Below are 26,287 nucleotides of genomic sequence, written 5' to 3'. Positions count from 1 at the left end.
ATTTTAGAATATTGGAAATATTAAAATGAGCACAAGAATTAGATTTGACTGGCAAGATCCATTCTTACTGGAACAGCAACTGACTGAAGAAGAGCGCATGATCCGTGACAGCGCACATGCGTACTGTCAAGACAAGCTGATGCCACGCGTACTAGAACAGTTCCGTCATGAAAAAACTGACCCAACGATTTTTCGTGAAATGGGTGAGCTGGGTCTGCTGGGCCCAACCATTCCTGAGCAATACGGTGGCGCAGGTCTAAACTATGTCAGCTATGGTCTGATTGCACGTGAAGTAGAACGTGTGGATTCGGGTTATCGTTCAATGGCCAGCGTACAAAGCTCGCTAGTGATGGTGCCAATCAATGAATTTGGTTCTGAAGAGCAGAAACAGAAATATTTGCCAAAGCTGGCGACTGGTGAATTTATCGGCTGTTTCGGCCTGACTGAACCAGATCATGGTTCTGATCCGGGCAGCATGATTACCCGTGCGAAAAAGGTGGATGGTGGTTACCGTCTGACGGGCGCGAAAATGTGGATTACCAACAGTCCGATTGCTGATGTCTTTGTGGTTTGGGCAAAAGAAGTGTCTCCTGAAGGCAATGTCGGTGATATTCGTGGCTTTATTCTAGAAAAAGGCTGGGAAGGGCTTTCTGCACCAGCGATTCACGGTAAGGTTGGCCTACGTGCTTCGATCACCGGCGAAATCGTGATGGATAATGTATTTGTACCAGAAGAAAATGCGTTCCCGGAAATTCGTGGTCTAAAAGGTCCATTTACCTGTCTGAACAGTGCCCGTTACGGTATTGCTTGGGGTGCGATGGGCGCAGCTGAATTCTGCTGGCACACTGCTCACCAGTACACCATGGACCGTAAACAGTTCGGTCGTCCATTGGCTGCGAATCAGCTGATCCAGAAAAAACTGGCAGACATGCAAACTGAAATTGCGCTAGGTCTGCAAGTGGCATTACGTTTCGGTCGCATGAAAGATGAAGGTATTGCTTCAGTTGAGGGTACTTCACTGATCAAACGTAATAACTGTGGTAAAGCTTTAGACATTGCCCGTTTAGCGCGTGACATGATGGGCGGTAACGGCATTTCTGATGAATTCGGTGTGGCACGTCATCTGGTGAACCTGGAAGTGGTCAACACTTATGAAGGTACACATGATGTACACGCCTTGATTCTAGGACGTGCTCAAACAGGTATTGCTGCATTTTCCAACTAAATGCAGATCAACTTCTAGCCAGCATTGCTGGCTAGTTTGTTTTGGCTGACTTTAATTAAAGTCAGCCAATCCAGTTCTGGGATAGATTTTAAAAATCTAGTCAGATTCAGAATTAAAGATCAATTAAACATTCTATGTTTCATTTAATTAATTAGGTGAAACATAAACTTCTAAAGGGCACAGGAGTGCCAGCAAAGTGTAAAGGACATTATGAATACGCTTAATTCACAACAAAACCTTCTACCAGAAGAAAATATGCCTAAGAAAAAGGTCTGGATTCTGGCTTTTATCTTTTCATTTTTAGCGTTATTGGTAGATGGTGCAGATCTTGCACTATTAGCCTACAGTCTAACCAGCCTCAAACAAGAATTTTCTTTAAGTAGTATTCAGGCAGGTGCACTCGGTAGCTGGACACTTGCTGGTATGGCCATTGGTGGCTTTTTTGGTGGCTGGGCTTGTGACCGCTTCGGGCGAGTTCGGGTGATTGTTGTTGCGATCGCTTTATTCTCTTCATTAACCTTCTGGCTGGGCTTTACTCAAAGCTATGAAGAATTTAAGTGGTTGCGATTCTTTTCAGCAATTGGCTTAGGCGCCCTCTATATTGCCTGTAATACGCTAATGGCAGAGTATGTGCCAACAAAATATCGTTCTACAGTACTTGCTGCTTTAATGACAGGCTGGACATTAGGCTCAGTGGTTGCCACTGTACTTGCAGGATGGTTACTTCCAGAACTAGGCTGGCGCTACCTTTACTATATTGCCATTGTTCCGATTGTTCTGGCCATTGGCATGTTCTTCCTGGTACCAGAACCACAAGCTTGGTTAAAGGCACGTCAAGAAAGATTGGCAGCCAAAGCCAGTGGCGCAGTGCAGGAAAAACCGAAGAATACGTTTAAAATGATCTTTGCCGATGCGTTAAGCCGTCGCATGTTCATCCTCTGGTCGTTTAGTACGGCATTCTTACAGTTTGGTTATTACGGTGTAAGTAACTGGTTACCGGCTTATCTGGAATCAGACTTAGGTATCAAATTTAAAGAAATGACCACCTATATGATTGGGACCTTCCTGATCATGATGTGTACCAAAGTGATCGCAGGCATTATTGCGGATAAAATTGGTCGTCGTGCTGTATTTGCTTTCGGTACCATGGGCACCGCAATCTTTATCCCCATCATTGTCTTTGGCAACACACCGGACAATATCTTATGGCTCATGCTGTTTTTCGGATTCCTTTACGGTATTCCATATGGCATTAACGCGACTTATATGACTGAAAGTTTCTCTACCAAAGTCCGTGGTACAGCTACAGGTGGCGCTTATAACATTGGCCGTCTAGGCGCAGTATTGGCACCTTTAACCATCGGTTATTTTGCGCAAGGTGGCTCAATTGGTACAGGTCTACTCATCATGAGTGTGGCTTATTTTATTTGTGGTTTGATCCCGGCGATTTTCATTAAAAACCGTTTGTTTGACCCACAAAAAGCTGACTAATTGATGAATCAAACATTTATAAAGACAGGAAGATGCTAGGAAGCAATTAAATGAATAAAATCACACAGGATATCGAAACCATACTCAAGCAGATTCCAGATGGTGCGCATATTATGACCAGTGGCTTCGGTCTGGCAGGACAGCCAATCGAACTGATTGAAGCCCTGATCGATATTGGTCCTAAAGATCTGACTATTATTAATAATAATGCAGCTTCTGGTGATCGTGGCCTAACCAACCTGTTATTGTCAGGACTGGTGAAAAAAATGATCTGTTCATTTCCTCGTGCCAATAATTCCAAGGTGTTTGAAGAACTGTATAAAGCTGGAAAAGTAGAGTTAGAACTGGTTCCACAAGGCAACTTGGCTTGTCGTATCCAGGCAGCAGGTGCTGGTCTGGGCGCTATTTTTACACCTACAGGTTTTGGAACCAAGATTGCTGAAGGCAAAGAAACCCGTCATATCAATGGTAAGGACTATGTGCTGGAATATCCAATTCATGCAGACTATGCATTGGTTTATGGCAATCAGGCTGATCAATGGGGCAACTTAACATACCGTAAAGCAGCCCGAAACTTTGGCCCGTTAATGGCAAAAGCAGCCAAAACCACGATTGCTCAGGTACATGAAATTGTGGAGCTAGGCGAGCTTGATCCAGAGATTATCGTGACGCCGGGTATTTTTGTGCAGCATGTGGTGAAGGTAGGAGATATCAAATAATGACAATTCAAAAACGTACACGTGAACAGATTGTAGAAAAAGTTGCACAGGATATTCCGACTGGTTCTTATGTGAATTTAGGTATTGGCTTACCAACACGTGTTGCTGGTTATTTAAAACCTGAACAGGATATTATTCTGCATTCTGAAAATGGCGTTCTGGGTTTTACCGCTTTAACTGATCCTGAACAGGCTGATGATGATCTGATTAATGCTGGTAAAGAACTGGTCAGCATGCTCGATGGCGGCAGTTTTATGAACTCTGCGGATTCCTTCGATATTATGCGTGGCGGCCATTTAGATTTCTGTATTATGGGCGCCTTTCAGGTTGCCGTTAATGGTGATCTCGCTAACTGGCATACCGGTGCATTGGATGCAGTTCCAGCAGTGGGTGGCGCGATGGATCTGGCGGTTGGTGCTCGTTGTGTCTATGTTTGCATGGAACATGTCACTAAAAATGGCGAACCGCGAATTGTGGAAGAGCTGACTTATCCGATTACCGGTAAAAACTGCGTTGACCGCATTTATACCGATTTGTGTATTATTGAACTCAAAGATAATCAGGCTTGGGTGCTAGAAATGGTCGATGGCTTGAGTTTTGAGGAACTTCAGCAACAGACAGGTTGCAAGCTGCTCGATGGCCGTGCAGCTGCACAGTTAAAAGCATCAGTATAATAATTATCTAAATCATTTAAACATGATGAGAAATCGCAGCTTAGGCTGTGATTTTTTTACGCTGTATTTTTATGCGTTTAGTTGGGTATTCTAAAAGGGGATATTTCTATTTTTAGCTTACAACTAAATTTTGCATAATCGCCATTATATTAAATGGTTTAAATTTTCTAATATTTTATAAAGTTTCAAAATAAACCATGTAATCTTAAGTCCTTTATTTAATAGAGGGGCATTAAAATGAGAATTACAGACAAATATATAAAAACTGGATATTTTTGGTTGCCAGGAAAAGAAGATATAAAGATTCCTGGGGTCTTATCAATAATTGATGGTGGGGCAGCGGAGTTAGAAATTATTGGTCATTTCGATGGGATTGAATCATTTAACAGTCCAGATGATTTAGATCGAATTCTCGGCTTAGTAGAGGGTGATGGGTTAGTAACTCTTGATCATTGTTTTTATACTAAAAAGAATTTTGCATTTGGAGGAATTTCAAAATCAATCATCTTCGTAAACAAGGTATTTTGTGGTGCTAATTGGGATAAAGATGTAACTATTAGTTTCAATACATTTTCATTTGAAGTGGATTGCTTAGATGAGTGGGTAGGAATTAGTGGTATAGCAGTCGATGGAGATGATCCTAGATTAAAAACAACTATTACATATACTCCACCTGAGAAAAGAATATTTGAACTAGCGAATGGTATGACTCTCGAAATTGGCTTTGCATATACGCTTCCTGGGTCTCCTAATCTAAAAGAAGCAAAAGTTACTCAACGAACTTACTTTAGACTTGTATCTGAAGAGTTACATGAGCTAAATGAATTTATTGGTATTGCTTCCAAAATTACTAATTTTATGTGTTTTGCTATAGATGATGTTGTCTCAATAAAGAATGTATCTGCAACTTCTTATGAAATACAACGCAATATAGGTGAAAAAAAATATCCTGTACCTATAAAAATATATTATCAAAGCACAACATATGTCGAAAAAGTACCTAATAAAAGCTGGCACAATATGCTCTTCACCTTTGGTACTATCCAGGATAACGCTCAGGACGTATTCAATAATTGGTTAAATGCTTATGAATATTTAGCTCCAGCAATGAACCTATATTTTTCAACTAAAATGGATGCTCAAAAATATCTTGAAGGAAAATTTCTAGCTTTGGCACAGGGATTAGAGACCTATCATAGGCGAACTAGTAATGAAACTTTAATGGATACGGATGCATTTTCGAAATTAGTTGAAGAAATCATTCATGGGTGTCCAGAAGATAAACGTGAATGGCTACAAGGTCGCTTAATGCATGGAAATGAACTTAATCTTGGGAAGAGATTGAAATGTATTATTGAACCATTTAAAGAATATTTAGGGAATAAAAGTGAACGAGGAAAACTGTTGAGAAGTATAGTAAATACAAGAAATTACTTTACACATTATAGTGAAAGTTTAGAAAGTGAAGCCGCGAATGGAGCTGCTCTTTGGGAAATCTGTGAAAAAATAGAAGCTATATTTAATTTACATTTCTTAAAAGTTATTGGATTTACTACTGAGGAGATCAGCTCGGTAGTTAAAAACAGTCGATCACTGCACGGTAAGTTAAAAGATTAAGATTTGCTAAAATTAACATAATACACGTTAACGAAAGTATTTTTATTAGTTTTTATAAATCATATTCTTACCGTATGATAAAAAGCCCAATCATCACAGATTGGGCTTTTTTATAAATTTTCATGTTTCACGCTCAATAAATAAGTAATGTTCCATGGTTTTATGTAGTCTCATTTAACTATAAACGGAAAAAATGTCCATATTAAGTAAGAATAGATATCCAAGTAATTATGGTTTAGTAACATTCTCTATTTAAATGAAAAAAGAATTCAATACTTGACCTGAAAATGATGCTGGCAGGAGCCGAGTTCTTTTTAAACTGGGGAGCAGTTCTAAATTTCACAGCAAAGAATTCAAAATAGAAATGCAGAGATAATGTGTCATGTACTGTGCACCCAATCTTATATTCTATGAGTGCACAATGTATGAGTTTAGATTGATTAGGATTGGGACTGGATATTGACCAGATTGCGTTCTCGGCTTAGGTCGTAGCGGTTAATACTAAAGATGAGCAGGGCAAAGACAAAGCCCAATGCAACGCAGGCTGACCAGCCGTACATTTTCCATAGGTTTAGCGATAGAAATGCACCGATTCCAGCACCTGAAAAATAACAGGTCATATAGATCGCATTAATACGGGAACGGGCCTGCACTGAGATCCGATATACCAGATTCTGATTTAAAACATGTAGCGAAGAAATCCCAAAATAGGCAGGAATTAATCCAATGATATATACCCATAAATAGCTTTGCGCAAAAAACAGGGGAATCCAGGCCAGAATTAAACCTGTGGTAGCGAGTTGTGCGACCCATTTTTCCCGATGTCGACCAATCATTTTACCGGTCCATTGTGATGACCAGATGCCGACTATACCAACGATGCCCATTAACCCAATCTGGAAATCATTAAAATGATAGGGTGCTTCCGCCAGCACAAAAGTCATGGTGGTAAAAATAATACTCAGCATACCAAAGCCCAAACCACCAATAATGCTACGTCGGATCAGCATCGGTTCAGTCTTGGCAAAGGTAAATAGTGAGCGATAAATCTGCAAGATGCTCATCTGTAACTGACTTTTCGCTTTAGGTAACTGATACCACATAGCGATACTCAATAAGAGAATAGAACAGCCACTCAATAGGTACACGGCATGCCAGGACCATAAGGTAGAAATCAGTCCTGATACAGTCCGGGCAAACAGAATACCGACCAAAACACCACTCATCAGCAGACCAACCACTTCAGCACTTTTTTCTCTTTGAGACAGGTTGGCTGCAAAAGGAATCAGAATCTGGGTGGTAATCGAACAGAAAGAGGCGAGCAGGGTAAAACCATACAGCATATGCAGATTAGTACTGGCAGAAAGCCCGATCAATGCCAGTCCGGTACATAGCATGAGGCTGCAAATATAGAGACGTTTTTCAAATAAATCGCCTAGAGGTACAAACAAAAATAACCCAGTGGCATAACCAATCTGGGTTAAAACGACAGTCCAGCCAGACTCGGCCACACTGATATGCAGATCTTCTGCGATAGAATAAATTAATGGCTGGTTAAAATAGTTACAACCTGCGCAAAGTGCGCAGGTCATAGCCATCATAAACATAAACTTTCTTGAAATTTGCCCTTGAGCTGACATCCTTGTCTCCTAAGGCTTTAGAAACTATAAGTCGCTGATAAGTTCACACGAGAAACATCCGCTTCTCGATTATCAAAAGTTTCACGCTTACCGTGGTGATATTCTGCGCCCAGATTAACCTTTGGAACTGGAGAATAAATCACGTTCGCTACATAGTCAGTTAAACGTTTATTGGTTTCAGGATTCGCGCGTGCATAGTCGCTAGAATCATCAAAATCAACAACGCTAGCATTAATGCTACTACGTAGTTTCGGCGTGAATTTATGTGTAAAGCCGATATTTAAGCTATTAAACTCATTCAGTAAAAGTTCATTATTGATTGGATCAACTGAGTAATCTCCACCCCAGGCAGCACCGTCGGTGGTTGAACCTTGAGTCAAGAAAGCTGCAATACGCTGGTCGCCAACCATATGGAAATAGTTACCCTGAATCGAGTTTTGATCATTGAGATGATAACGTCCACCAAGGCCTACACCCCAACCAACTTTTTCAATATCACCTGTATCTGTTTGCGCCTGCTTTTGATTGACAAAGCCTTGAGCCAATAAATGCAGCGGACCTGATTGATGAACATATTTAGTGGTTAAAGCAGGTAGGGCAGAAGAACGATCACCACCGGCCATGTACTCCAGACCTACATTCCAGGTATTTTCCGGATCAAGTTTGAAAGCATAGCTGACTTGAGGGGTACGTAGGACCGATCCACCTAGTAATAAGCTGTAATCGACAGCTTCAGTACTAATTTCTGGTGTCGACATTAATGACCAGGCCTGACCAAAAGTCCAGTTATAGTATTTTAAATGTGCATGACGGATACGTAGTCCACCATCGCCTTTACCATTATTGGTCCAGAAGTCAGCTTCTAAACGTGCAGAAACATTTGGATTTCCACCCAAGTCTTTCGCCAGGAAACCAATTCGGCTGGCAGCTGCAGTAAAATCTGAACGGGTAGAGTCAGGTTCAGTAAAAGGCACTTTATTAATCTGGTTAATAGTACGGCCACGAGCTTCAGGGGTACTTTTGAAATCGACTGCGCCATCAAAGCGAATCAATCCATAAACATCGACATTATCCACCATCGAACTCAGCGTTTTAGAGTCTTGCGCTTTGGCTTCTTCCTGCTGGTTTCTTAACGCAAGTTGTGCTGCTTTTTGCTGTTCCAATTCGGCCTGGATTTGCTTTAACTGTGATTCTAAAAACTGCATCCGGTCTTCTGACGCTTCTGCTGAAAATGCCTGTGCTGAAGCAATACCACATAATGTCGCTAAAACTAATTTTTTCATTTCTTAATCCCTAAAGAAATTTTCTGATATCTAAAAAGGAAAATCTTTCCTTGTCATTGCTTTCATTGCTAAATGCAGAGATGCTGACTTTTGAATGATGAATACGATTCTCGTTCAACCAAGAAACATCCTGTTCAGGTCAAAGGGTATGTATTCGATATTTAAAGTCATAAAAATATGGATGAAGGAGGGCAATGAATTCATAGCCCTCCTAAGTTAAAACTTATTCTGCTTTTTGTGGATCGTATAAACGGTCTTTAATAAACAGGGCAGGAATCAAGCCGCAAAGGAAGTAAGCTGCACCCATCACCAATAGACCCGTACCGATCGAACCATTCATCGCTAGATAACCAATCGTAATTGGAGCGAAGATTGCACCGATACGACCGATATTGAATGCACCACCGACTGCTGTACCACGAACACCAGTTGGGAAACTTTCAGTGAGATAGGTTGCATTAATCGCATATGGAATACCGTACAGGAAGCCGAAGATCAGCATCAGCACACCAATGTTATCGGCATTGTGCATATATACGACAACAGGAATAAACAGCGCTGTTCCCATGGTGCCGAAAGCAAACACAATACGACGACCAATTTTATCAGCCACATAACCTGCAATGATTTTGGCAAACATCATGGTGACAAAGGTACCTACCATGTATAGCGCCATTTCCTTGAATTTAATACCTAATTCAGCTTCAAGATAACTTGGTAACCAGTTACTTACACCGAAATAACCAAATAGCAGGAAACCAGAGCTGAAAGACCACAAGATGAACATCTTGCCATGGGTTTTATCTTTAAGAATGGTGATATATGGATTGCCTTTTTTGGCATCATTATCCACGATCTGACCAGTTCTTTTCATTTCACGGACACGTTTCCATGACTCTGGCTCTGGTACCATGAAGTGCATCAAAATACCCAAAGCTAATGGGGCAATTGTTACCCAGTACAGCATACGCCAGCCGAATTCAGGAATAATCCAGCCAGAAACCATAGTAATCACCAATGAGCCTAAAGTGAAACCAGTCATTAATGTTGCCAGTACTGTAGTACGGTATTTGGTCGGTACGTATTCTGACATCAGGGTATTACAGGCAATATATAAACAGCCTAAACCTAAGCACGAAAGGGTGCGTAAAATCGCAAACTCTTGATAAGACTGGGCAAAACCTGAATAGGCAGACAAAATCGAGAAGGAAATAGTGGCCAATACGATGACACGTACGCGACCGAATTTGTCACAGGCCCATCCGCCAATAAAGCCACCGATCCCCATACCCAAAAGAGAATAACTTCCCAAGGCACCGGCCTGTACAGAAGTTAGCCCCCATTCTGCTTTCAAACTGGTCAAGCTGAAAGCCAGAATACCAATGTCTGCACCGTCACATAGTAAAATCAAAAAAGCGAAGACAAAGGCCGTCATCCACAGGCGTTTAGGTGCCTGCTTAACGGTGTCGTCGGAGGAGACCCCCGTTTTAGTTTCCTCAGCTACGATGGTATCGCTTGTCATTCTTATATCCTCTATATATTAAAGTAGCATTCCTCTGCTACCGCTAAATCCATTTTCTTCCTCACGGAAAAGCATTTTCCTCATCTAAGGTCTAAGCGTCTGTGCGCATTCGCCCTGTTACGATCAGGCTGGATCTGATTTTTCCGTTTCACCTTGAGTGAAAAATCACTGAACAACGTAGTATCCTTATGACGGAAATTAATTTTTTTATTTTGTATTGTGGTTAATATTTACATAAATGAATAACCAAAATTCGAATTAAATAATTAATTCCGTATTGCGAAATCAATTAATCATAAAATAACCAACTGAACAAGAGTTTTTACTCTAATTTTTATTAAAAAATAACTTTTTTGAGTTTTTGAGAGAAAAAATCTTGATTTATGGGTCTAGAAACCGTAGTTTTATATAAAATAAAATTTCGCTATACAAAATAAATGGAGATTTTTGATGGAACAGGTAGTTCAAGTAGAGCAAATCTCGACACATGTGGCGATGGTCAAGATCCATCGTCCAGAAGCTAAAAATGCCCTGAATACAGAAGTGCGTCAGAAACTGGCTGCGGCTTTTCTGCAATTGAATGACGACGAAAATATCCGTGCCATTATTCTCACTGGCGGTGAAACTGACTTCGCTGCAGGCGCTGACCTTAAAGAACTGGCAAATGCTGAAACGATCCAGATGATGCAACGTCGTACTGAGCGTTACTGGCAAGCCATTGCACAGTGTTCAAAGCCGGTGATTGCAGCAGTAAACGGTTATGCATTGGGCGGAGGCTGTGAACTGGCGATGCATGCAGACATTATTATTGCTGGGAAAAGTGCCCAGTTCGGTCAGCCTGAAGTCAAAGTAGGGGTAATGCCGGGTGCTGGTGGTACACAGCGTTTATTCCGTGCCGTGGGTAAATTCCATGCGATGCGTATCATCATGACCGGTTGCCTGGTACCTGCACCAGAAGCGTATCAGATTGGTTTGGTGTCACAAGTAACGGAAGACAGCGAAACCCTGGCAACAGCAATCAAGATGGCTGAAGGTCTGGCAAAAATGCCGCCAATCGCGCTGGAACAAATCAAGGAAGTGGCTTTACTGGCTGAAGATGTGCCACTCAATGCCGGATTAATGCTGGAACGTAAATCCTTCCAGATGCTGTTTTCTTCAGAAGATCAAAAAGAAGGTATGCAAGCCTTTATTGAAAAACGTAAACCAAATTATCAGGGACGATAAGCATGAGCATTCAAATTCAGAAAATCGGTATTATTGGCGTAGGTACCATGGGTGCGGGCATTGCCCAAATCGCGATTCAGTCCGGTCATGATGTGGTGTTGTTTGATGCCAAAGCGGGTGCTGCTGAACAGGCACAGGAAAAGCTGGCTAAAACATTAAATACCTTGGCTGATAAAGGTAAATTCAGCCATGAAAAAGCTGCTGAAGATCTTGCTCATTTATCGATTGCTCATCAGATCGAAGATCTGAAAGATTGCGATTTAATCGTTGAAGCGATTATTGAAAATCTGGAAATCAAACAAAAGCTGATGCAGCAACTTGAAGGCATTGTGAAACCTGAAGCGATTCTGGCATCCAATACATCTTCACTATCCATTAGTGCGATTGCTGCCAATTGCAGCCAGCCGGAACGCGTTGCCGGTTATCACTTCTTTAACCCGGTTCCACTGATGAAAGTGGTTGAGGTCATTGAAGGTTTTAATACCCGTGCTGATATTGTGGATGCACTTACTCAGCTGTCGACCAAGATGGGACATCGCCCGGTAAAAGCTAAAGACACTCCAGGATTTATCATTAACCATGCAGGTCGTGCCTTTGGTAGCGAAGCCTATGCAATTCTGAATGAAAATGTCACTCCATTTTATGAAATTGATCGCATCTACCGTGACGGGATCGGTTTCAAGATGGGGCCATTCGAGTTAGGCGATCTGACCGGGATGGATGTATCTCATCCAGTGAGTGAATCGATCTATCACCAATATTATGAAGAAGCGCGTTACCGCCCAAGCGTGATTACCCGCCAGCGTTTTATTGCTAAACAGCTAGGTCGTAAAACCGGTAAAGGTTTTTACGATTATACCTCAGGGAGCAAAGTAGGTGATGTGGCTCCAACCTTGGTTGAAAAGCTGGATCAATATCCATCGGTTTGGTTAGGTACAGAATATAGCGAAGACCGTCAGGCGCTTGAGCAATATCTGCAGCAGTTCAATATTCAGATCGAGCAGACTGAAACACCTTCAGCAGATGCTTTAATTCTGATTGCGACTTATGGTGAAGATGCAACTTCAGCCGCAGTCCGCTATCAGGTGTCTCCGCAGCAAGTAGTCTGTATTGATCTGCTTTACGGTCTGAATAAACACCGTACTTTAATGCCAACGTTTGTGACCAAAGCTGAACTGGTAACCGCAGCACAATCGATTTTCAATCTGGATGGTGTGACTGCGAGCACAATTCAGGAAAGCGTCGGCTTTGTGGCTCAGCGTGCTTTGGCCATGATCGTGAATCTTGGCTGTGATATTGCCCAGCAAGGTGTTGCCACTGTAGAAGACATTAACGTTGCCGTGAAGTTAGGCCTTGGTTATCCATATGGCCCAATTGAGTGGGGGGATGTGCTGGGAGCTGAAAAAATCCTGAAAATTCTGGATCGCATGACTGCGATTACCCGTGACCAGCGTTACCGTCCAAGTCCTTGGTTACGTCGCCGTGTTCAGCTTGGTCTACCACTTGTTCATACAACACATTAATTAGAAAGTTAAAGGAATAACACTCATGTTAAATGCATATATTTATGATGGTTTACGTTCACCAATCGGTCGCCACGCAGGAAGCCTGGCAACTGTACGTCCAGATGATCTAGCAGCAACAGTTATTAAAAAACTGTTAGAAAAAACCGGTATTCCAGCAGCTGACGTAGAAGATGTGATCTTTGGTAGCACCAATCAGGCCGGTGAAGACAGCCGTAACGTGGCTCGTTTTGCGGCACTGCTTGCAGGTATGCCAGTGACAGCTCCGGGTCAAACGGTAAACCGTCTTTGTGCTTCAGGCTTGGGTGCTGTGATTGATTCAGCACGTGCTATTACCGCAGGTGAAGGTGAGCTGTATATTGCAGGTGGTGTAGAAAGCATGACGCGTGCACCATTTGTAATGGCTAAAGCTGAAAGCGCGTATTCACGTGATGCAAAAATCTATGACACCACGATTGGTACACGTTTCCCGAACCGTAAATTTACCGACCAGTTTGGCGCGCACAGCATGCCAGAAACAGGTGATAACGTCGCTGAAGAGTTTGGCATTACGCGTGAACAGGCAGATACTTTTGCTGCTGCATCACAAGCGAAATATCAAGCTGCAAAAGAAGCAGGTTTCTTTGAAGGTGAAATTACTCCGATTGAAGTTTCACAAGGGCGTAAATTGCCGCCTAAATTAGTGACTGAAGATGAACATCCACGTCCATCTTCAACATTTGAAGCATTATCCAAGTTAAAACCGCTTTTCGAAGGTGGTGTTGTGACTGCAGGTAATGCATCAGGTATCAATGACGGCGCTGCAGCACTGATTATCGGCAGTGAAAAAGTTCAGGAACAGTATGGCTTAAAACCTTTAGCTCGTATTCTGTCTTCTGCAGCCGCTGGCATTGAGCCACGCATCATGGGTGCGGGCCCAATTGAAGCAATCAAAAAAGCTGTAAAACGTGCAGGTTTGACGCTAGATGATATGGACATTATCGAGATCAATGAAGCATTTGCCAGCCAGGTGTTATCTTGCCTGAAAGGTCTGGATGTGGCTTTTGATGATCCGCGTGTCAACCCAAATGGTGGTGGCATTGCGATTGGCCATCCACTAGGCTGTTCAGGTGCGCGTTTGGCTTTAACTGTTGCGCGTCAATTACAGCGTACTGGTAAAAAATATGCCGTGATCAGCCTGTGTATCGGTCTGGGTCAAGGCCTGGCGATGGTGATTGAAAACCCTGAAGCTGCATAACAGCTTTAGTTATCGTATTAATGCCATGTATAGATGATATGCATGGCATTTTTTATTGGGCTATTTATATAGAAATACAAATCCCTGCAAATGCAGGGATTGTTTAAATCAGCGTAAGGATTATTTACGGCCAGTAACCAATAAAGTTGCTGAACCGAAAGCATAAAGTTTACCGTCTTTATCTACAATTCGGCCTTCTGAAGTCAACACATTACGACCAATGCGGATCACTTCACCAATGGCAGTATAAGTTTCGCCATTTTTCATGGCTTTGAGCATTTTGACATTCAAGTCAATAGTAGAAAAACTGACACCAGCATCAACTGTGGTATGAACCGCTGCACCTGTTACGCTGTCCAGAACAGTAGCGCAAAATCCACCATGAATGCCACCTTGTAGGTTGAAATGACGTTCATCTGGATAAACTTCATATTCCACGTAGTTTTCACGGACGACACTGAGTTTCATGGGAATCAGTTGTCCCATCGCTGAACCAGGCAATTCGCCATTTTTAATTGCAGTTAGATATTCAAGTCCATTCATTTGAGCTGTAGTCATATAACTTCCCTTTAATAAAATATTTCGCTTTATGAAATAATATTCTGTTTTTCTAAAATTATGATATAACAGATAGTGATCGAAATGCTATATTTTTCCAGGATGGAATGATGACAATAAAAAATCTCGTTACAGCTGCTGAATGGCAGGCACGCTGTGAACTGGCTGCGCTTTATCGCATTATTGCGCATTATCGGATGACTGACTTGATTGATACTCATATCAGCCTAAGAGTTCCAGATCAGCCAGATTGCTTTCTGATTAATCAATATGGGGTCGCATTTGAAAAAATGCGTGCCTCAACGCTGGTGAAGATTAATCATGAAGGGCAGGTGGTAGAAAGCTATGAACAAGACAAGCCAGTCAATATGGCTGGCTTTGTGATTCATTCTGCAATTCATGACGCGCATCCTCATCTGAACTGTGTCATTCATACGCATACCGCGGATGGAATTGCTGTTTCTGCGCAGAAACACGGCCTTCTCCCAATTTCCCAGCATGCCATGAAATTTTATCAGCATGTGGCCTATCACGAATATGAAGGCGTTGCGCTTTCAACTGACGAACAAGAACGCTTGATTCAGGACTTGGGCGACCATCGTGCCATGATTTTACGCAATCACGGGCTATTAACAGCTGGGGAAACCATTGCGCGGGCTTTTCATGAAATCTATTTCCTGGAACGCGCCTGTCAGGCACAGGTGAAGGCCTTAAGCGGCGGTGCCGAGTTGCATTATCCAGCTGAAGAAGTCCGAATTAAAACAGCCAAACAGTTCGCCAGTCCTCTCATTGAACCGATTTTACAGCGTGCCTGGCAGGCCGCTTTGTCCCTGATTGAGCATCAATATACGGAGTATGCATCATGATTGTTATTTCCAGTTCTGTACCAAATATTGAAGCCATTCTGGTCAAGTCTTTTCAAAAATATGCGCCAGCTGGTAGTTTCTGTACAGTTGACAGCCCTGAAGCTGAACAGGCAACCACGGTTGCTGCCTGGTTTCCAGATCTGGAAAAAGTGCAGCAGCTACCAAAGCTTGGCCTGATTCATTCGATTGCTGCTGGGGTAGAACATTTAAACTTAAATGCTGTACGCCCAGATCAAGCCGTTTGCCGGGTACTGGATCCACATCACCAAAAGGGCATGTTTGATTATTTGCTTTGGGGCGTGCTGTATTTTCAGCGTTATTTTGACCGCATGATCCAACAGCAAAAGCAGCAGCTGTGGAAGCAGTATCGCCAGAGCTATAGCCATCATATTCAGGTCGGAATTATAGGACTGGGGCATATGGGCGGATACGTAGCAGAACGTTTCGCAGACATGGGCTATCAAGTCTCTGGTTGGTCGAATTCCCCAAAAGACATTAATCAAGTCAAAAGTTATGTGGGCCAAGAACAGCTTTCCGAATTCCTGGCTCAAAGTCAGATTCTGATTAACCTACTACCACTTACTGAAGAAAATACCGGTATTCTTTCTGCTGAATTATTTCAGCAACTGCCTGAACAGGCGGCTTTGATTCATGTCGGGCGTGGCCAGCATTTAATCGAGCAGGATTTATTGGATGCGCTGGATTCAGGTCATCTTCGTGGTGCGATTGTTGATGTGTTTGAGCAGGAGCCGTTACCTGTGGACCATCCATTCTGGCAGCATGAAAAAATTGTGGTGACACCACATGTTGCCTCACATGCCCCAATGTCTGTGGTGGTAGAGCAGATACTGGAAAATGACCGCCGATTAAATCAGGGCCTGGATTTGTGTCATCAGGTGGATGTCAATAAAGGCTATTAATTGTAGAGATACAGACAAAAAAATAAGGAAATTGATGATGTGGGAAATGATTCAGACCCAGGTTCAGCAAGGCGTTGCCACTTTAAGTTTTAACCGTCCAGATTCACTGAACAGTTTCAATCGGCAAATGCATGAGGAAGTGCAGCAGGTGCTGAAAAGCTGGAATACAGACTCGGATATTCGGGTGATTGTGATTCGTGGTAATGGTCGGGCATTTTCAGCGGGACAGGATTTAAAAGAACGTGCCGGGCAGCTCGGTAGTGTGCCGTTGCCTCCCGAAGGCTCTCTAGCCAAATATTATAATCCTTTGATCAACCTGATTTGTAAAAGTCCCAAACCGGTGCTTGCGGCAGTAAATGGTGTGGCTGCCGGTGCAGGGGCCAATATCGCGCTGGCTTGCGATCTGGTTATTGCCAAGGAAAGTGCCAAATTTATTCAAGCCTTTTCTAAAATTGGCTTAATTCCTGATGCCGGCGGCACCTGGATGTTGCCGCGTTTGATCGGCTATGCACGTGCCATGGCACTGACTTTACTTGGTGAGCCTGTACATGCCAAAGAAGCGGCTGAAATGGGTATGGTCTGGAAAATGATCCCTGATGCAGAATTTGATGCTTATATCGATGAGCTTGCACAGCGACTGGCACGACAGCCGACCTATGCACTGGCCTTAACCAAACAGGCTTTGCAACGCAGTGCTGAAAATAGCATGGATCAGCAACTGGAGCTGGAACAAAACCTGCAATACTTGGCCTTAAGTAGCCAGGACTACAAAGAGGGTGTGCAGGCCTTTGTCGAAAAACGCCCTGCACAATTTACCGGACGCTAAGGAGAGCATTCATGAAAATTCAAACGCGTATCACCGAGCTTTTAGGCATTCGCTATCCGATTATTCAGGGCGGCATGATGTGGGTCGGTACCGCAGAAATGGCCAGTGCAGTCTCCAATGCAGGTGGTTTGGGAACGCTGACGGCATTGACGCAACCTACGCCTGAAGCGCTGACCAAGGAAATTGCACGTTGCCGTGAAATGACCGATCAGCCTTTTGCAGTGAATCTGACTTTATTGCCCGCTGTAAATCCACCCCCATATGCCGAATATCGTCAGGCTATTATTGAAAGTGGGATCAAGATTGTAGAAACGGCAGGCAACAAGCCGCATGAACATATTGAGGCCTTTAAACAGCACGGCATCATTGTGATTCATAAATGTACCTCAGTCCGTCATGCACTTTCAGCACAAAGAATCGGTGCGGATGTGATCTCGATTGATGGTTTTGAATGTGCCGGCCATCCGGGTGAAGATGATATTCCCGGGCTGATCCTGATTCCTGCAGCAGCTGATCAACTTACTGTGCCGATTGTGGCCAGTGGTGGTTTTGCTGATGGTCGTGGTCTGGTGGCAGCACTTGCTTTGGGTGCTGAAGGGATCAATATGGGGACACGTTTCTGTGCCACACAAGAAGCGCCGATCCATCCAAACATCAAGCAGTTTTATGTCGAGAATGATGAACGAGCAACGCATCTACTTTATCGTCAGTTTAGAAATACTGCGCGTGTTGCAAAGAATGCAGTATCTGATCTCGTCGTTAAAATGGGTGAAGATCCAAATCTGGAATTTGAACAGATTCGCCCTTATGTTAGTGGCTTAAAAGGCAAGCTGGCTTTGGAAAATGGCGATGTAGATGCAGGCGTACTGACAGCAGGTCAAGTGATGGGGTTAATCCATGACATTCCAACCTGTCAAACGCTGATTGACAATATCATGCAAGAAGCAGAACAGATTGTTCAGCAACGTTTGGCTCAGTTTTTCCCGCGCTAGATCGATTTATTTTGATCATTTAATAAAAAGCCATTCATTACCGAATGGCTTTTTTATACCAAAGTTTTAATTTTTTAAATGTGATTTTTTATGTCATGACTAGATTTTATCCATGCACTTATATTATATTCGACCTAAAACATAATTTCGTATTATGAAATTAATTGTCATAAATATACAAATTAGAACTCATACAAGGGAATTACGATGAGAAATTATATTGCGCCATTAAAAGACATGAAGTTTGTCCTGAAAGATCTGCTCAATGTTGAACAGAGATACGCAGGCTATGCAAAGTTCGCAGACAAAGTTTCTATGGATATTATGGAACAATATCTGGAAGTCGCTGCTGATTTTTGCCAAAACGAACTTCTACCAATTAATGCGACAGGTGACCAGCAGGGCTGTCGTCTGCAAGATGGCGTCGTGACTACACCGGATGGTTTTAAAGCTGCTTATGACAAATATGTAGAACTTGGTTTTACCTCATTAACTGGTGATGAAAAATATGGTGGCCAAAGCTTCCCGACCTTATACCGTATTGCTATTTCAGAAATTATTACGGCGACTAACTGGTCTTGGGGTATGTACCCAGGCCTGTCTCATGGTGCGATGCGTACTTTAGAGCATCATGGTAGCGATGAACAGAAACAGAAATTCCTGGTACCTTTAATTGCAGGTCGCTGGACCGGAACCATGTGTTTAACTGAATCACATGCCGGTTCTGATCTGGGCCTGATCCGTACCAAAGCGGTGCCAAATGAAGATGGCAGCTACAGTATCAGCGGTGAGAAAATCTTTATTTCAGCAGGTGAGCATGACCTGGCTGAAAATATCGTACACATTGTATTGGCGCGTTTACCGGATGCGCCTGCAGGTACTAAAGGTATTTCGCTGTTTATCGTGCCTAAATACAATCTGGATGAAGCTGGAAATGTGGCTTCACGCAATGGTGTGGTGTGTAGCGCGATTGAACACAAGATGGGTATTCATGGCAATGCGACCTGTGTACTGAATTTTGATAATGCCAAAGGTTTCCTGATCGGGCCTGAAAACCGCGGCTTGAACTGCATGTTTACTTTCATGAACTCTGCACGTATTGGAACGGCGATTCAGGGCCTGGCAGCAGCTGAATCTTCTTATCAAGGCGCATTGGCTTATGCCAAAGACCGTCTGGCGATGCGTTCACTCGAAGGTGCGAAAGAGCCAAACCTGCCTGCGGATCCAATCATCGTGCATCCGGCAGTACGCAATATGCTGCTGACTCAAAAAGTATTTGCAGAAGGTTCACGTGCCTTGGCTTATTATCTGGCAACGTATGCTGATATCGCTGAAGCAACGGATAATCCTGAAGAGAAGAAAGCTGCAGAAGACCGTCTGGCATTATTGACCCCAATTGCTAAAGCCTTAATGACCGAAACAGGTGTAGAAGCTGCCAAACATGGTATGCAGGTCTTTGGTGGACACGGCTATATTGCTGAACATGGCATGGAACAGATTGCCCGTGATGCACGTATTGCCAGTCTGTATGAAGGTACTACTGAAATTCAATCAATCGACTTGCTGGCGCGTAAAGTGCTAGGTTCAAAATTGGGTTTGCTCACTGCATTAACGGATGAGATTCAGGGCTTTGTTAAAGAGCATCAGCAACATGCCCAGTTTAACCAGCAGGTTGCACAAGTGAGCCAGTTGACTGAGCAATGGCTAGAATTAACCAAAACGATTCAGGCTCAGGCACAACAGTCTGCCAATGAAATCGGTGCGGCATCTGTCGATTACCTATATTTCTCTGGTTATGTAGTGTCTTCGTATTTATGGCTGAAAATGGCGATTACGGCGCAGCAAAAGATTGAAGAAGGTAATACTGATCCGTTCTATGCAGCGAAGATCAAAACGGCACAATTCTTCTTTGCCCGGATTCTGCCAAGAACTTCAACCCACATTGCCAATATTCAGGCGGGTGGTGAGAGCCTGTTCTTGCTTGCACCTGAAGAGTTTAAATTCGATTAATCCTTTCACCCACGATCAATCTCTCGATCGTGGGTCTTTTTTTGTTACTACTTTTTTTATCCTGCACAAAACTCAATATCGATAGGTACTTTTCAGTATTACATCGGCCATAAAACAACAAGATCAGGAGTCTATATGGATTTAGACACGATTACTCGACAATGTCCTTATGGTGATCTGCAACTGACTTATCATGAAGTCGGACAGAAATCCTCATATCCCACCATCATTCTGATCCATGGTACGGGTGGAAATACGGACAAACATTTCAGCTATATTTTCCCCATGCTCGGTATCCATCAGCGGGTTTTATCGCTTGATTTGCATACTCCAGATAAAGCCGATCTGGCAGTGACTGATTTTAGTCAACAAGTTGAAGCACTGATCCAGCATGCAGTTGCAGAAGATGAAGCAATTACTGTGGTGGGTTATTCACTTGGTGCTGTGATTGCTGCACAAGTAGCTGCGAGTCTTAAACAGCGCGTGGCACGTTTGATTCTGTTAGCAGGTTGGGCAAAAACCAGCTCGGTGCAACAACTACGGACCACGATCTGGCAACAGCTATTTAACGATCAATCCGCAGCTTTACCGCATTTTGTGAATTATTGCCTGTATAGCGATGATTATTTGTCTGCACGTAGTGAACAGCAGGTGTTGGATCTGGCATGCTTCGTTAAGCCTTCTCAAGATGCAGCCAAACAGCGTGAACTGAATTATCGCATTGACATCACCGCCATTTTGCCGAACATCTCTGCGGAGACTTTGATCGTGGCTTGCCGTGAAGACCGGATGGTGCCTTTAGCGCAAGCAAAATTACTGTTTGCTTCGATTCAGAACAGCCGCTATATCGAAATAGTTTCAGGACATGCAATCCATATTGAAGCGCCAGCGGAAGTGGTGCAACTGATCAACCAGTTTAGCCAGCATCCAGAACAGTATCCGGCGAATCAGAAAATCCAGCCCATGATGCCTTAAAAAAAGGAGAAAAATAATGCAAGCTCAAGGACAGCGCAGCAAGATTTTAATTGTAGGCAGCGGTTTTGGTGGATTAGGCATGGCGATCCGTCTTAAACAGCAGGGCATTCACGATTTTAAAATCATTGAACGTGCCGCAGAAGTGGGCGGAACATGGCGTGATAATACCTATCCCGGTGTCGCCTGTGATGTACCGTCACATTTATATTCTTTCTCGTTTATTAAAAATCCCAATTGGTCACGTGTCTTTCCGCAAGGGGCAGAAATTCAGCGTTACTTAATCCAATGCTGCGATCAGGAAAATATCCGGCCACATATCGATTTTCAGACTCAACTGGAAAAAGCTAGCTGGAATGCCAAACAACGTATCTGGAATATTCAGACCTCTAACGGTCTGTATCAGGCAGAATTTTTAATTACAGCAACCGGGCATCTGGCAGATGAACATCTGCCACAAATTCCGGGACTGGACGAATTTCAAGGTCAAGTGATGCATTCTGCACGCTGGAATCACGAAGTAAATCTGGAAAACCAGCGCGTAATTGTAGTGGGTTCAGGGGCTTCTGCGGTCCAGCTTGTACCAGAAATTGCCAAAACAGCAAAAAGTCTGACCGTATTGCAACGCAGTGCACCGTATATTTTGCCGCGACCAGACCGACCTTATTCTGAGTCAGAAAAACAGCTCTTCCGCAAAGAACCAGACAGCATGGCAGTGTTAAGACATTCCTTGTTCTGGGGCAATGAATATAATTTTGCCCAGCGCCGTAATCTGAAAAGCCAGATCGAGCGGGTCAAGAAAAACTGCCTGCAATTCTTGAAACACCAGATACCAGATCCCGAATTACAGCGAAAACTCACACCGAATTATGAACCAGGCTGCAAGCGTTTATTGCTGTCCAATGATTATTATCCAACTTTTCTAAAACCGAATGTCACGCTTGAAGATTCAGCTTTGGCCGCCATCACAAAAGACGGTGTAATCAGCAAATCAGGCAATGAATATTCTGCAGATATCATCGTCTTTGCTACTGGATTTGAAGCAGCACGACCACCTTATGCCTCAAAGGTAGTGGGTAAACATGGCCTAAGTCTGGAGCAGCAATGGTCTAGTGGTATGCAGGGTTATCAATCTACGACAGTCCATAATTTTCCAAACCTGTTCATTCTGAATGGTCCTAATACCGGAAGTGGGCATAACTCAGCGCTTTATTTTCTGGAAACCCAGTTTGATCTGGTACTGGACGCCTTGCAGTTTTTTGAACAGGAACAGATTCAGGTCTTTGAAGCCGATCAGAACGCTGAAAATCGCTATATGCAAGAGTTACAGCAGCTTTCCCAAGGCAGTGTCTGGTTATCAGAAAGCTGTAAAAGTTGGTATCTGGACCCAGTGAGTCGCAAGCTGACTTTGGTCTGGCCAGATTATGCGCATTCATTTAGAGACAAAAACCAGCATTTTATTCGCAGTGGTTACCATTATGAATACATGGAAAATGCTCAAAGAAAAGTTGTCTGATTTTTAAATTTTATTCATTAAAAAAAACCAGTCTATTTGACTGGTTTTTTATTAAAAGATGATAGAGATTAATCTGCTTTTTGCGGATCATATAAGCGGTCACGTATAAACAGTGCAGGAATCAGACCACAAATAAAATAGGCGCCTGCCATTACCAGTAGTCCTGTTCCAATTGAACCTCCATGAGCAAAATATCCAATTGTGAGTGGTGCAAATACTGCTCCGATACGGCCTATATTGAATGCACCACCTACAGCCGTACCACGAATCGAAGTAGGGAAGCTTTCAGTCATATACGTGGCATTAATGGCAAATGGCATACCATATAAGAAGCCGAACATGAGCATCAGGTACAAAATATTGGTCGGTGTATTGAAATAAATTACAATCGGAAGAAACAGGGCTGTGCCCATGGTTCCAAAAGCGAACAAGGCACGTCGTCCGAAACGATCTGCCAGAATGCCTGCGACGATCTTGGCAAAAATCATGATCATAAACGTGCCAACCATATAGCCAGTCATGGCCTTAAAACTGATGCCCAGATCCGATTCGAGATAGGCAGGTAACCAGTTACTTAAACCGGCATAACCAAATTGCAGGGCACCTGCACTTAAAATCCATAGTAAAAACATCCAGCGGTGATTTTTATCTTTGAGAATGACTTTATAAGGATTCTGCTTTTTCACCTTAACTTTGCTAGCTGCTTCCTGACGTTTTAATTCACGTGAACGTAGCCATGAATCCGGTTCAGGAACAAGAAAATAAAGCAGAAAAGCCAGAACGATCGGGCAAATGGTAATCCAGTACAGCATACGCCAGCCATATTCAGGAATAATCCAGCCCGCCAGTAAAGTTGCACATAATGAACCTAGGGTAAAACCGGTCATAAGTGCCGCCAGAACAGTTGTCCGGTATTTTGTCGGAACATATTCTGACATTAAGGTATTACAGGCGATGTATAGGGAACCCAGTCCAATAGCTGCAATACTGCGGATAATTAAAAACTGATGGTAAGATTCTACAAAGCCCAAGGTGCAGGATAAGCTGGAAGCAAGAATCATATAAAATACAATAACTTTCACCCGGCCAAAACGGTCACAGGCCCAACCGCCAATTAATCCGCCAATCACTCCACCGACCAGACTCCAGCTCCCTAAGGCCCCTGCCTGAACGGTGGTTAAATTAAATTCAGCTTTGATACTGGTGAGGCTATAGGCCAAAAAAGCCAGATCAACACCGTCTGCAAGTAAAATAAGAAAACATAGAATAAATGCGGTCATCCATATTTTTTTAGGCTGAACTGTGACCCGTTCAGCTTCTAGCACTGAAGTTTCATATGTCATCATCGACATCCTTTTCTTGTTACGTTGTTGTTTTATAAGAATGAATCCACATTCTTTTGTTGCTTTTACTGATTTATTATTTCGCTATAAGAAATTACATATTATTAATTGATAAAATATATCCAAATAATTAGCCATAAAATTCGTGATTTTATTTGTAAAAATTTGAAATTAGCCAAATATTGCATTGATTTGGGAGGAAAGATAACGTTATTATTTTTTAATCAAAATAAAGTTTCACAATACAAAATAAATTTAAAATCAAGGATAGGAGTGCTGTAATGACAAGTCAGCCATGGATGGAAGAATATAAAAAATGGAACGTCAATCCGGAATTTACCCGGCCTGGCCCTGATAAAACTTTGAGCACAACGATTGCTGAGAACCTGCTTAAATTTAAGGATAAAACCGCATTTTTCTATCTGGATCGAAAGTTCAGCTATCAGGAGATTGACGTTTATAGCCAGAAACTGGCGACCTATCTTCAAAATCTAGGCTTGGCAGCTGGTAGCCGCATCGCGGTGATGTTGCCGAATATTATTCAATATCCGATTGCGACTTTCGCGATTATTCGTGCGGGTTATATTCTGGTGAATGTAAACCCGATGTACACCCAGCGTGAGTTGTATCATCAAGTTCAGGATTCAGGAGCAGAAGCCTTGATTATTCTGGGCTCAACCTTAGAACAGTTAAATAATCTGGATGAATGTTCTGCGCTAAAACATGTGATTTCTACCCATCCGCTCGATTTCATTCAGGATCAGTCAGTTTCAATTTATAGCCAAACAGCGCAATATCCTGATAAACATTTTTCTGACTTTAAGCAGGCCATTGATCAGGTACAGGTGATTGATTTTGTAGCGCCTGTACAGCAGCAGGAAGATACTGTCATTCTGCAATATACCGGTGGGACTACAGGTGTTTCCAAAGGGGCTGAACTCAGTCATCGCAATATCTTATTTAATATTGCCCAGAACAGTACGGTGTTCATTAGCCATTTTGGCGATCGTTATGCCACTGAAGAAGAATATGTGTTTTGTGCCTTGCCGCTGTATCACATTTATGGTTTTACCATCTGCCTGTTCAGTTATGGACTAAGTCGCGGTTTTGCCAATGTCCTGATTCCAAATCCAAGAGATCTGGATGCATTGGTAGATCAATATCATAAGCATCCACCGACGGTGTTTCCGGGCGTGAATACCATGTTTAATGCATTGGCTCATCATCCACGTTTCCGCGAGCTGGATCACTCACGCCTAAAAACCACGACAGGCGGTGGTGCATCTGTTTTAAAAAATACAGCAGAATTATGGTACGAAGTCACAGGCTGTCATATCTATGAAGGCTACGGTCTTTCTGAGACCTCACCAACGGCAACATTTAACCCACCTTTAAGCAAGCGCTTTAGCGGTAGTATTGGCTTGCCATTGGCAGGCACAGAAATTCAGATTCTGGATGATGAAGGAAAACCTGTAGCACTTCATCAGGCTGGAGAAATTGCTATTCGCGGCCCTCAGGTGATGAAAGGTTACTGGAAGCAACCGGAAGCAACAGCACAGGTATTTACCAAAGATGGTTTCTTCCTGACAGGTGATATCGGTTGTATGGACGAGCAGGGTTATATCACCATTCTGGACCGTAAAAAGGACATGATTCTGGTCTCCGGCTTTAATGTCTATCCAAATGAGCTGGAAGGCGTTTTATCCAAACATCCTAAAGTACTGGAATGTGCCGTCATTGGAGTGGATGATGAAAAATCTGGACAAGTTCCGAAAGCCTTTATTGTAAAACAGGATACCAGTCTGACCGAGAATGAAGTCATGACTTATCTGAGACTACAATTGACCAGTTATAAGCTGCCAAAATATATTGAGTTTGTGTCTGGATTGCCAAAGTCTGCAGTCGGTAAAATTCTACGCCGTGAGTTGCCTAAAACCGTGCAGCCGGATGCCAAAGCCTGCTGAGAAATAACATAGTCAAAATAAAAAAGGAATCTTTCGATCATTGCTGTCCCACAATTTTTCACAAGAGGAAGCTCAAATGAGCTTCCTCTTGTTTTATGGGTATTTTATCGGGTGAAAATAAAGCTTTTAAAGTTCTTCTTTCAAACAAATTCACTTGAATTATTC

Annotated in this window: 21 protein-coding genes; 16 read left to right on the top strand and 5 right to left on the bottom strand. The window is 42.9% G+C overall.

The window, feature by feature from the left end; all coding sequences use genetic code 11:
* Nucleotides 1-25 precede the first annotated feature (25 nt).
* From FTV12_RS05430 to FTV12_RS05410, 5 genes are all read left to right on the top strand, one after another.
* Nucleotides 26-1,225 (top strand): acyl-CoA dehydrogenase, encoded by a 1,200-nt coding sequence (locus FTV12_RS05430; RefSeq protein ID WP_179992560.1) that lies wholly within the window; start codon nt 26-28, stop codon nt 1,223-1,225.
* A gap of 210 nt (nt 1,226-1,435) precedes the next feature.
* Nucleotides 1,436-2,716 (top strand): MFS transporter, encoded by a 1,281-nt coding sequence (locus FTV12_RS05425; protein ID WP_180033674.1) that lies wholly within the window; start codon nt 1,436-1,438, stop codon nt 2,714-2,716.
* A 50-nt stretch (nt 2,717-2,766) separates the two neighbouring features.
* The gene (locus FTV12_RS05420) at nt 2,767-3,435 is read left to right on the top strand and encodes a 3-oxoacid CoA-transferase subunit A (RefSeq protein ID WP_144723702.1); all 669 of its coding nucleotides are present in this window, start codon (nt 2,767-2,769) and stop codon (nt 3,433-3,435) included.
* Nucleotides 3,435-4,109 (top strand): 3-oxoacid CoA-transferase subunit B, encoded by a 675-nt coding sequence (locus FTV12_RS05415; RefSeq protein WP_180033673.1) that lies wholly within the window; start codon nt 3,435-3,437, stop codon nt 4,107-4,109. Before FTV12_RS05420 ends, FTV12_RS05415 begins: the two co-directional genes overlap by 1 nt.
* Nucleotides 4,110-4,346: 237 nt before the next feature.
* Entirely contained in the window at nt 4,347-5,726 is a 1,380-nt protein-coding gene (locus FTV12_RS05410) for a HEPN domain-containing protein (RefSeq protein ID WP_180033671.1), read from the top strand.
* 440 nt (nt 5,727-6,166) lie between these two features.
* On the opposite strand, the gene FTV12_RS05405 is transcribed toward FTV12_RS05410, so the two are convergent.
* The 3 genes from FTV12_RS05405 to FTV12_RS05395 all read right to left on the bottom strand — a co-directional run bounded on the left by FTV12_RS05405 (nt 6,167) and on the right by FTV12_RS05395 (nt 10,171).
* Complete coding sequence (locus tag FTV12_RS05405; RefSeq protein ID WP_159123598.1) at nt 6,167-7,366, bottom strand: MFS transporter; 1,200 nt, start codon at nt 7,364-7,366, stop codon at nt 6,167-6,169.
* Between the two features lie 17 nt (nt 7,367-7,383).
* Nucleotides 7,384-8,649 (bottom strand): DcaP family trimeric outer membrane transporter, encoded by a 1,266-nt coding sequence (locus FTV12_RS05400; RefSeq protein ID WP_180033670.1) that lies wholly within the window; start codon nt 8,647-8,649, stop codon nt 7,384-7,386.
* A 223-nt stretch (nt 8,650-8,872) separates the two neighbouring features.
* Nucleotides 8,873-10,171 (bottom strand): MFS transporter, encoded by a 1,299-nt coding sequence (locus FTV12_RS05395; protein WP_125278508.1) that lies wholly within the window; start codon nt 10,169-10,171, stop codon nt 8,873-8,875.
* Nucleotides 10,172-10,621: 450 nt separating this feature from the next.
* On the opposite strand from FTV12_RS05395, the gene FTV12_RS05390 reads away from it, so the two are divergent.
* Genes FTV12_RS05390 through FTV12_RS05380 form a run of 3 tightly spaced genes read left to right on the top strand, consistent with a single transcriptional unit; the run spans nt 10,622 to nt 14,155 of the window.
* Complete coding sequence (locus tag FTV12_RS05390; protein ID WP_004785705.1) at nt 10,622-11,395, top strand: enoyl-CoA hydratase; 774 nt, start codon at nt 10,622-10,624, stop codon at nt 11,393-11,395.
* Nucleotides 11,396-11,397: 2 nt separating this feature from the next.
* On the top strand, nt 11,398-12,918 hold the full coding sequence (locus FTV12_RS05385; RefSeq protein WP_179993396.1) for a 3-hydroxyacyl-CoA dehydrogenase: 1,521 nt from the start codon (nt 11,398-11,400) through the stop codon (nt 12,916-12,918).
* Nucleotides 12,919-12,943: 25 nt separating this feature from the next.
* Nucleotides 12,944-14,155, top strand: a complete 1,212-nt coding sequence (locus FTV12_RS05380) for a 3-oxoadipyl-CoA thiolase (protein ID WP_179993395.1) — start codon at nt 12,944-12,946, stop codon at nt 14,153-14,155.
* Between the two features lie 120 nt (nt 14,156-14,275).
* Here FTV12_RS05380 and FTV12_RS05375 read toward each other — a convergent pair whose 3' ends face one another.
* Nucleotides 14,276-14,713: a PaaI family thioesterase gene (locus tag FTV12_RS05375; RefSeq protein WP_179993394.1), complete on the bottom strand. Its 438-nt coding sequence runs from the start codon at nt 14,711-14,713 to the stop codon at nt 14,276-14,278.
* A 110-nt stretch (nt 14,714-14,823) separates the two neighbouring features.
* Between FTV12_RS05375 and FTV12_RS05370 the strand changes: the two genes are divergently transcribed.
* The 7 genes from FTV12_RS05370 (at nt 14,824) to FTV12_RS05340 (ending at nt 22,815) form a co-directional block, all read left to right on the top strand.
* Nucleotides 14,824-15,579 carry a class II aldolase/adducin family protein gene (locus tag FTV12_RS05370; RefSeq protein WP_159123591.1) on the top strand — a complete coding sequence of 252 codons (756 nt, stop codon included), beginning with the start codon at nt 14,824-14,826 and terminating at the stop codon, nt 15,577-15,579.
* A complete protein-coding gene (locus FTV12_RS05365; protein WP_180033668.1) occupies nt 15,576-16,499 on the top strand; it encodes a glyoxylate/hydroxypyruvate reductase A in 924 nt (307 codons plus the stop codon). Before FTV12_RS05370 ends, FTV12_RS05365 begins: the two co-directional genes overlap by 4 nt.
* Nucleotides 16,500-16,536: 37 nt before the next feature.
* On the top strand, nt 16,537-17,325 hold the full coding sequence (locus FTV12_RS05360) for an enoyl-CoA hydratase-related protein (protein WP_179993391.1): 789 nt from the start codon (nt 16,537-16,539) through the stop codon (nt 17,323-17,325).
* Between the two features lie 11 nt (nt 17,326-17,336).
* Nucleotides 17,337-18,317, top strand: a complete 981-nt coding sequence (locus FTV12_RS05355; protein ID WP_179993390.1) for a nitronate monooxygenase family protein — start codon at nt 17,337-17,339, stop codon at nt 18,315-18,317.
* 207 nt (nt 18,318-18,524) lie between these two features.
* Complete coding sequence (locus FTV12_RS05350) at nt 18,525-20,327, top strand: acyl-CoA dehydrogenase C-terminal domain-containing protein (protein ID WP_180032200.1); 1,803 nt, start codon at nt 18,525-18,527, stop codon at nt 20,325-20,327.
* A 135-nt stretch (nt 20,328-20,462) separates the two neighbouring features.
* The gene (locus FTV12_RS05345) at nt 20,463-21,302 is read left to right on the top strand and encodes an alpha/beta fold hydrolase (protein ID WP_179993388.1); all 840 of its coding nucleotides are present in this window, start codon (nt 20,463-20,465) and stop codon (nt 21,300-21,302) included.
* Nucleotides 21,303-21,318: 16 nt separating this feature from the next.
* Nucleotides 21,319-22,815 (top strand): NAD(P)/FAD-dependent oxidoreductase, encoded by a 1,497-nt coding sequence (locus FTV12_RS05340; RefSeq protein ID WP_180033666.1) that lies wholly within the window; start codon nt 21,319-21,321, stop codon nt 22,813-22,815.
* Nucleotides 22,816-22,883: 68 nt separating this feature from the next.
* Here FTV12_RS05340 and FTV12_RS05335 read toward each other — a convergent pair whose 3' ends face one another.
* Nucleotides 22,884-24,158, bottom strand: a complete 1,275-nt coding sequence (locus tag FTV12_RS05335; RefSeq protein ID WP_159123585.1) for an MFS transporter — start codon at nt 24,156-24,158, stop codon at nt 22,884-22,886.
* 281 nt (nt 24,159-24,439) lie between these two features.
* Between FTV12_RS05335 and FTV12_RS05330 the strand changes: the two genes are divergently transcribed.
* Nucleotides 24,440-26,122 carry an AMP-binding protein gene (locus FTV12_RS05330; protein WP_180033664.1) on the top strand — a complete coding sequence of 561 codons (1,683 nt, stop codon included), beginning with the start codon at nt 24,440-24,442 and terminating at the stop codon, nt 26,120-26,122.
* Nucleotides 26,123-26,287 lie beyond the last annotated feature (165 nt).

The sequence above is a fragment of the Acinetobacter sp. YH12233 genome (assembly GCF_013417725.1).
Taxonomy (GTDB): Bacteria; Pseudomonadota; Gammaproteobacteria; order Pseudomonadales; family Moraxellaceae; genus Acinetobacter.
Note: the sequence above shows the minus strand (reverse complement) of the source record. Positions and strands in the feature narration are given on the sequence as shown.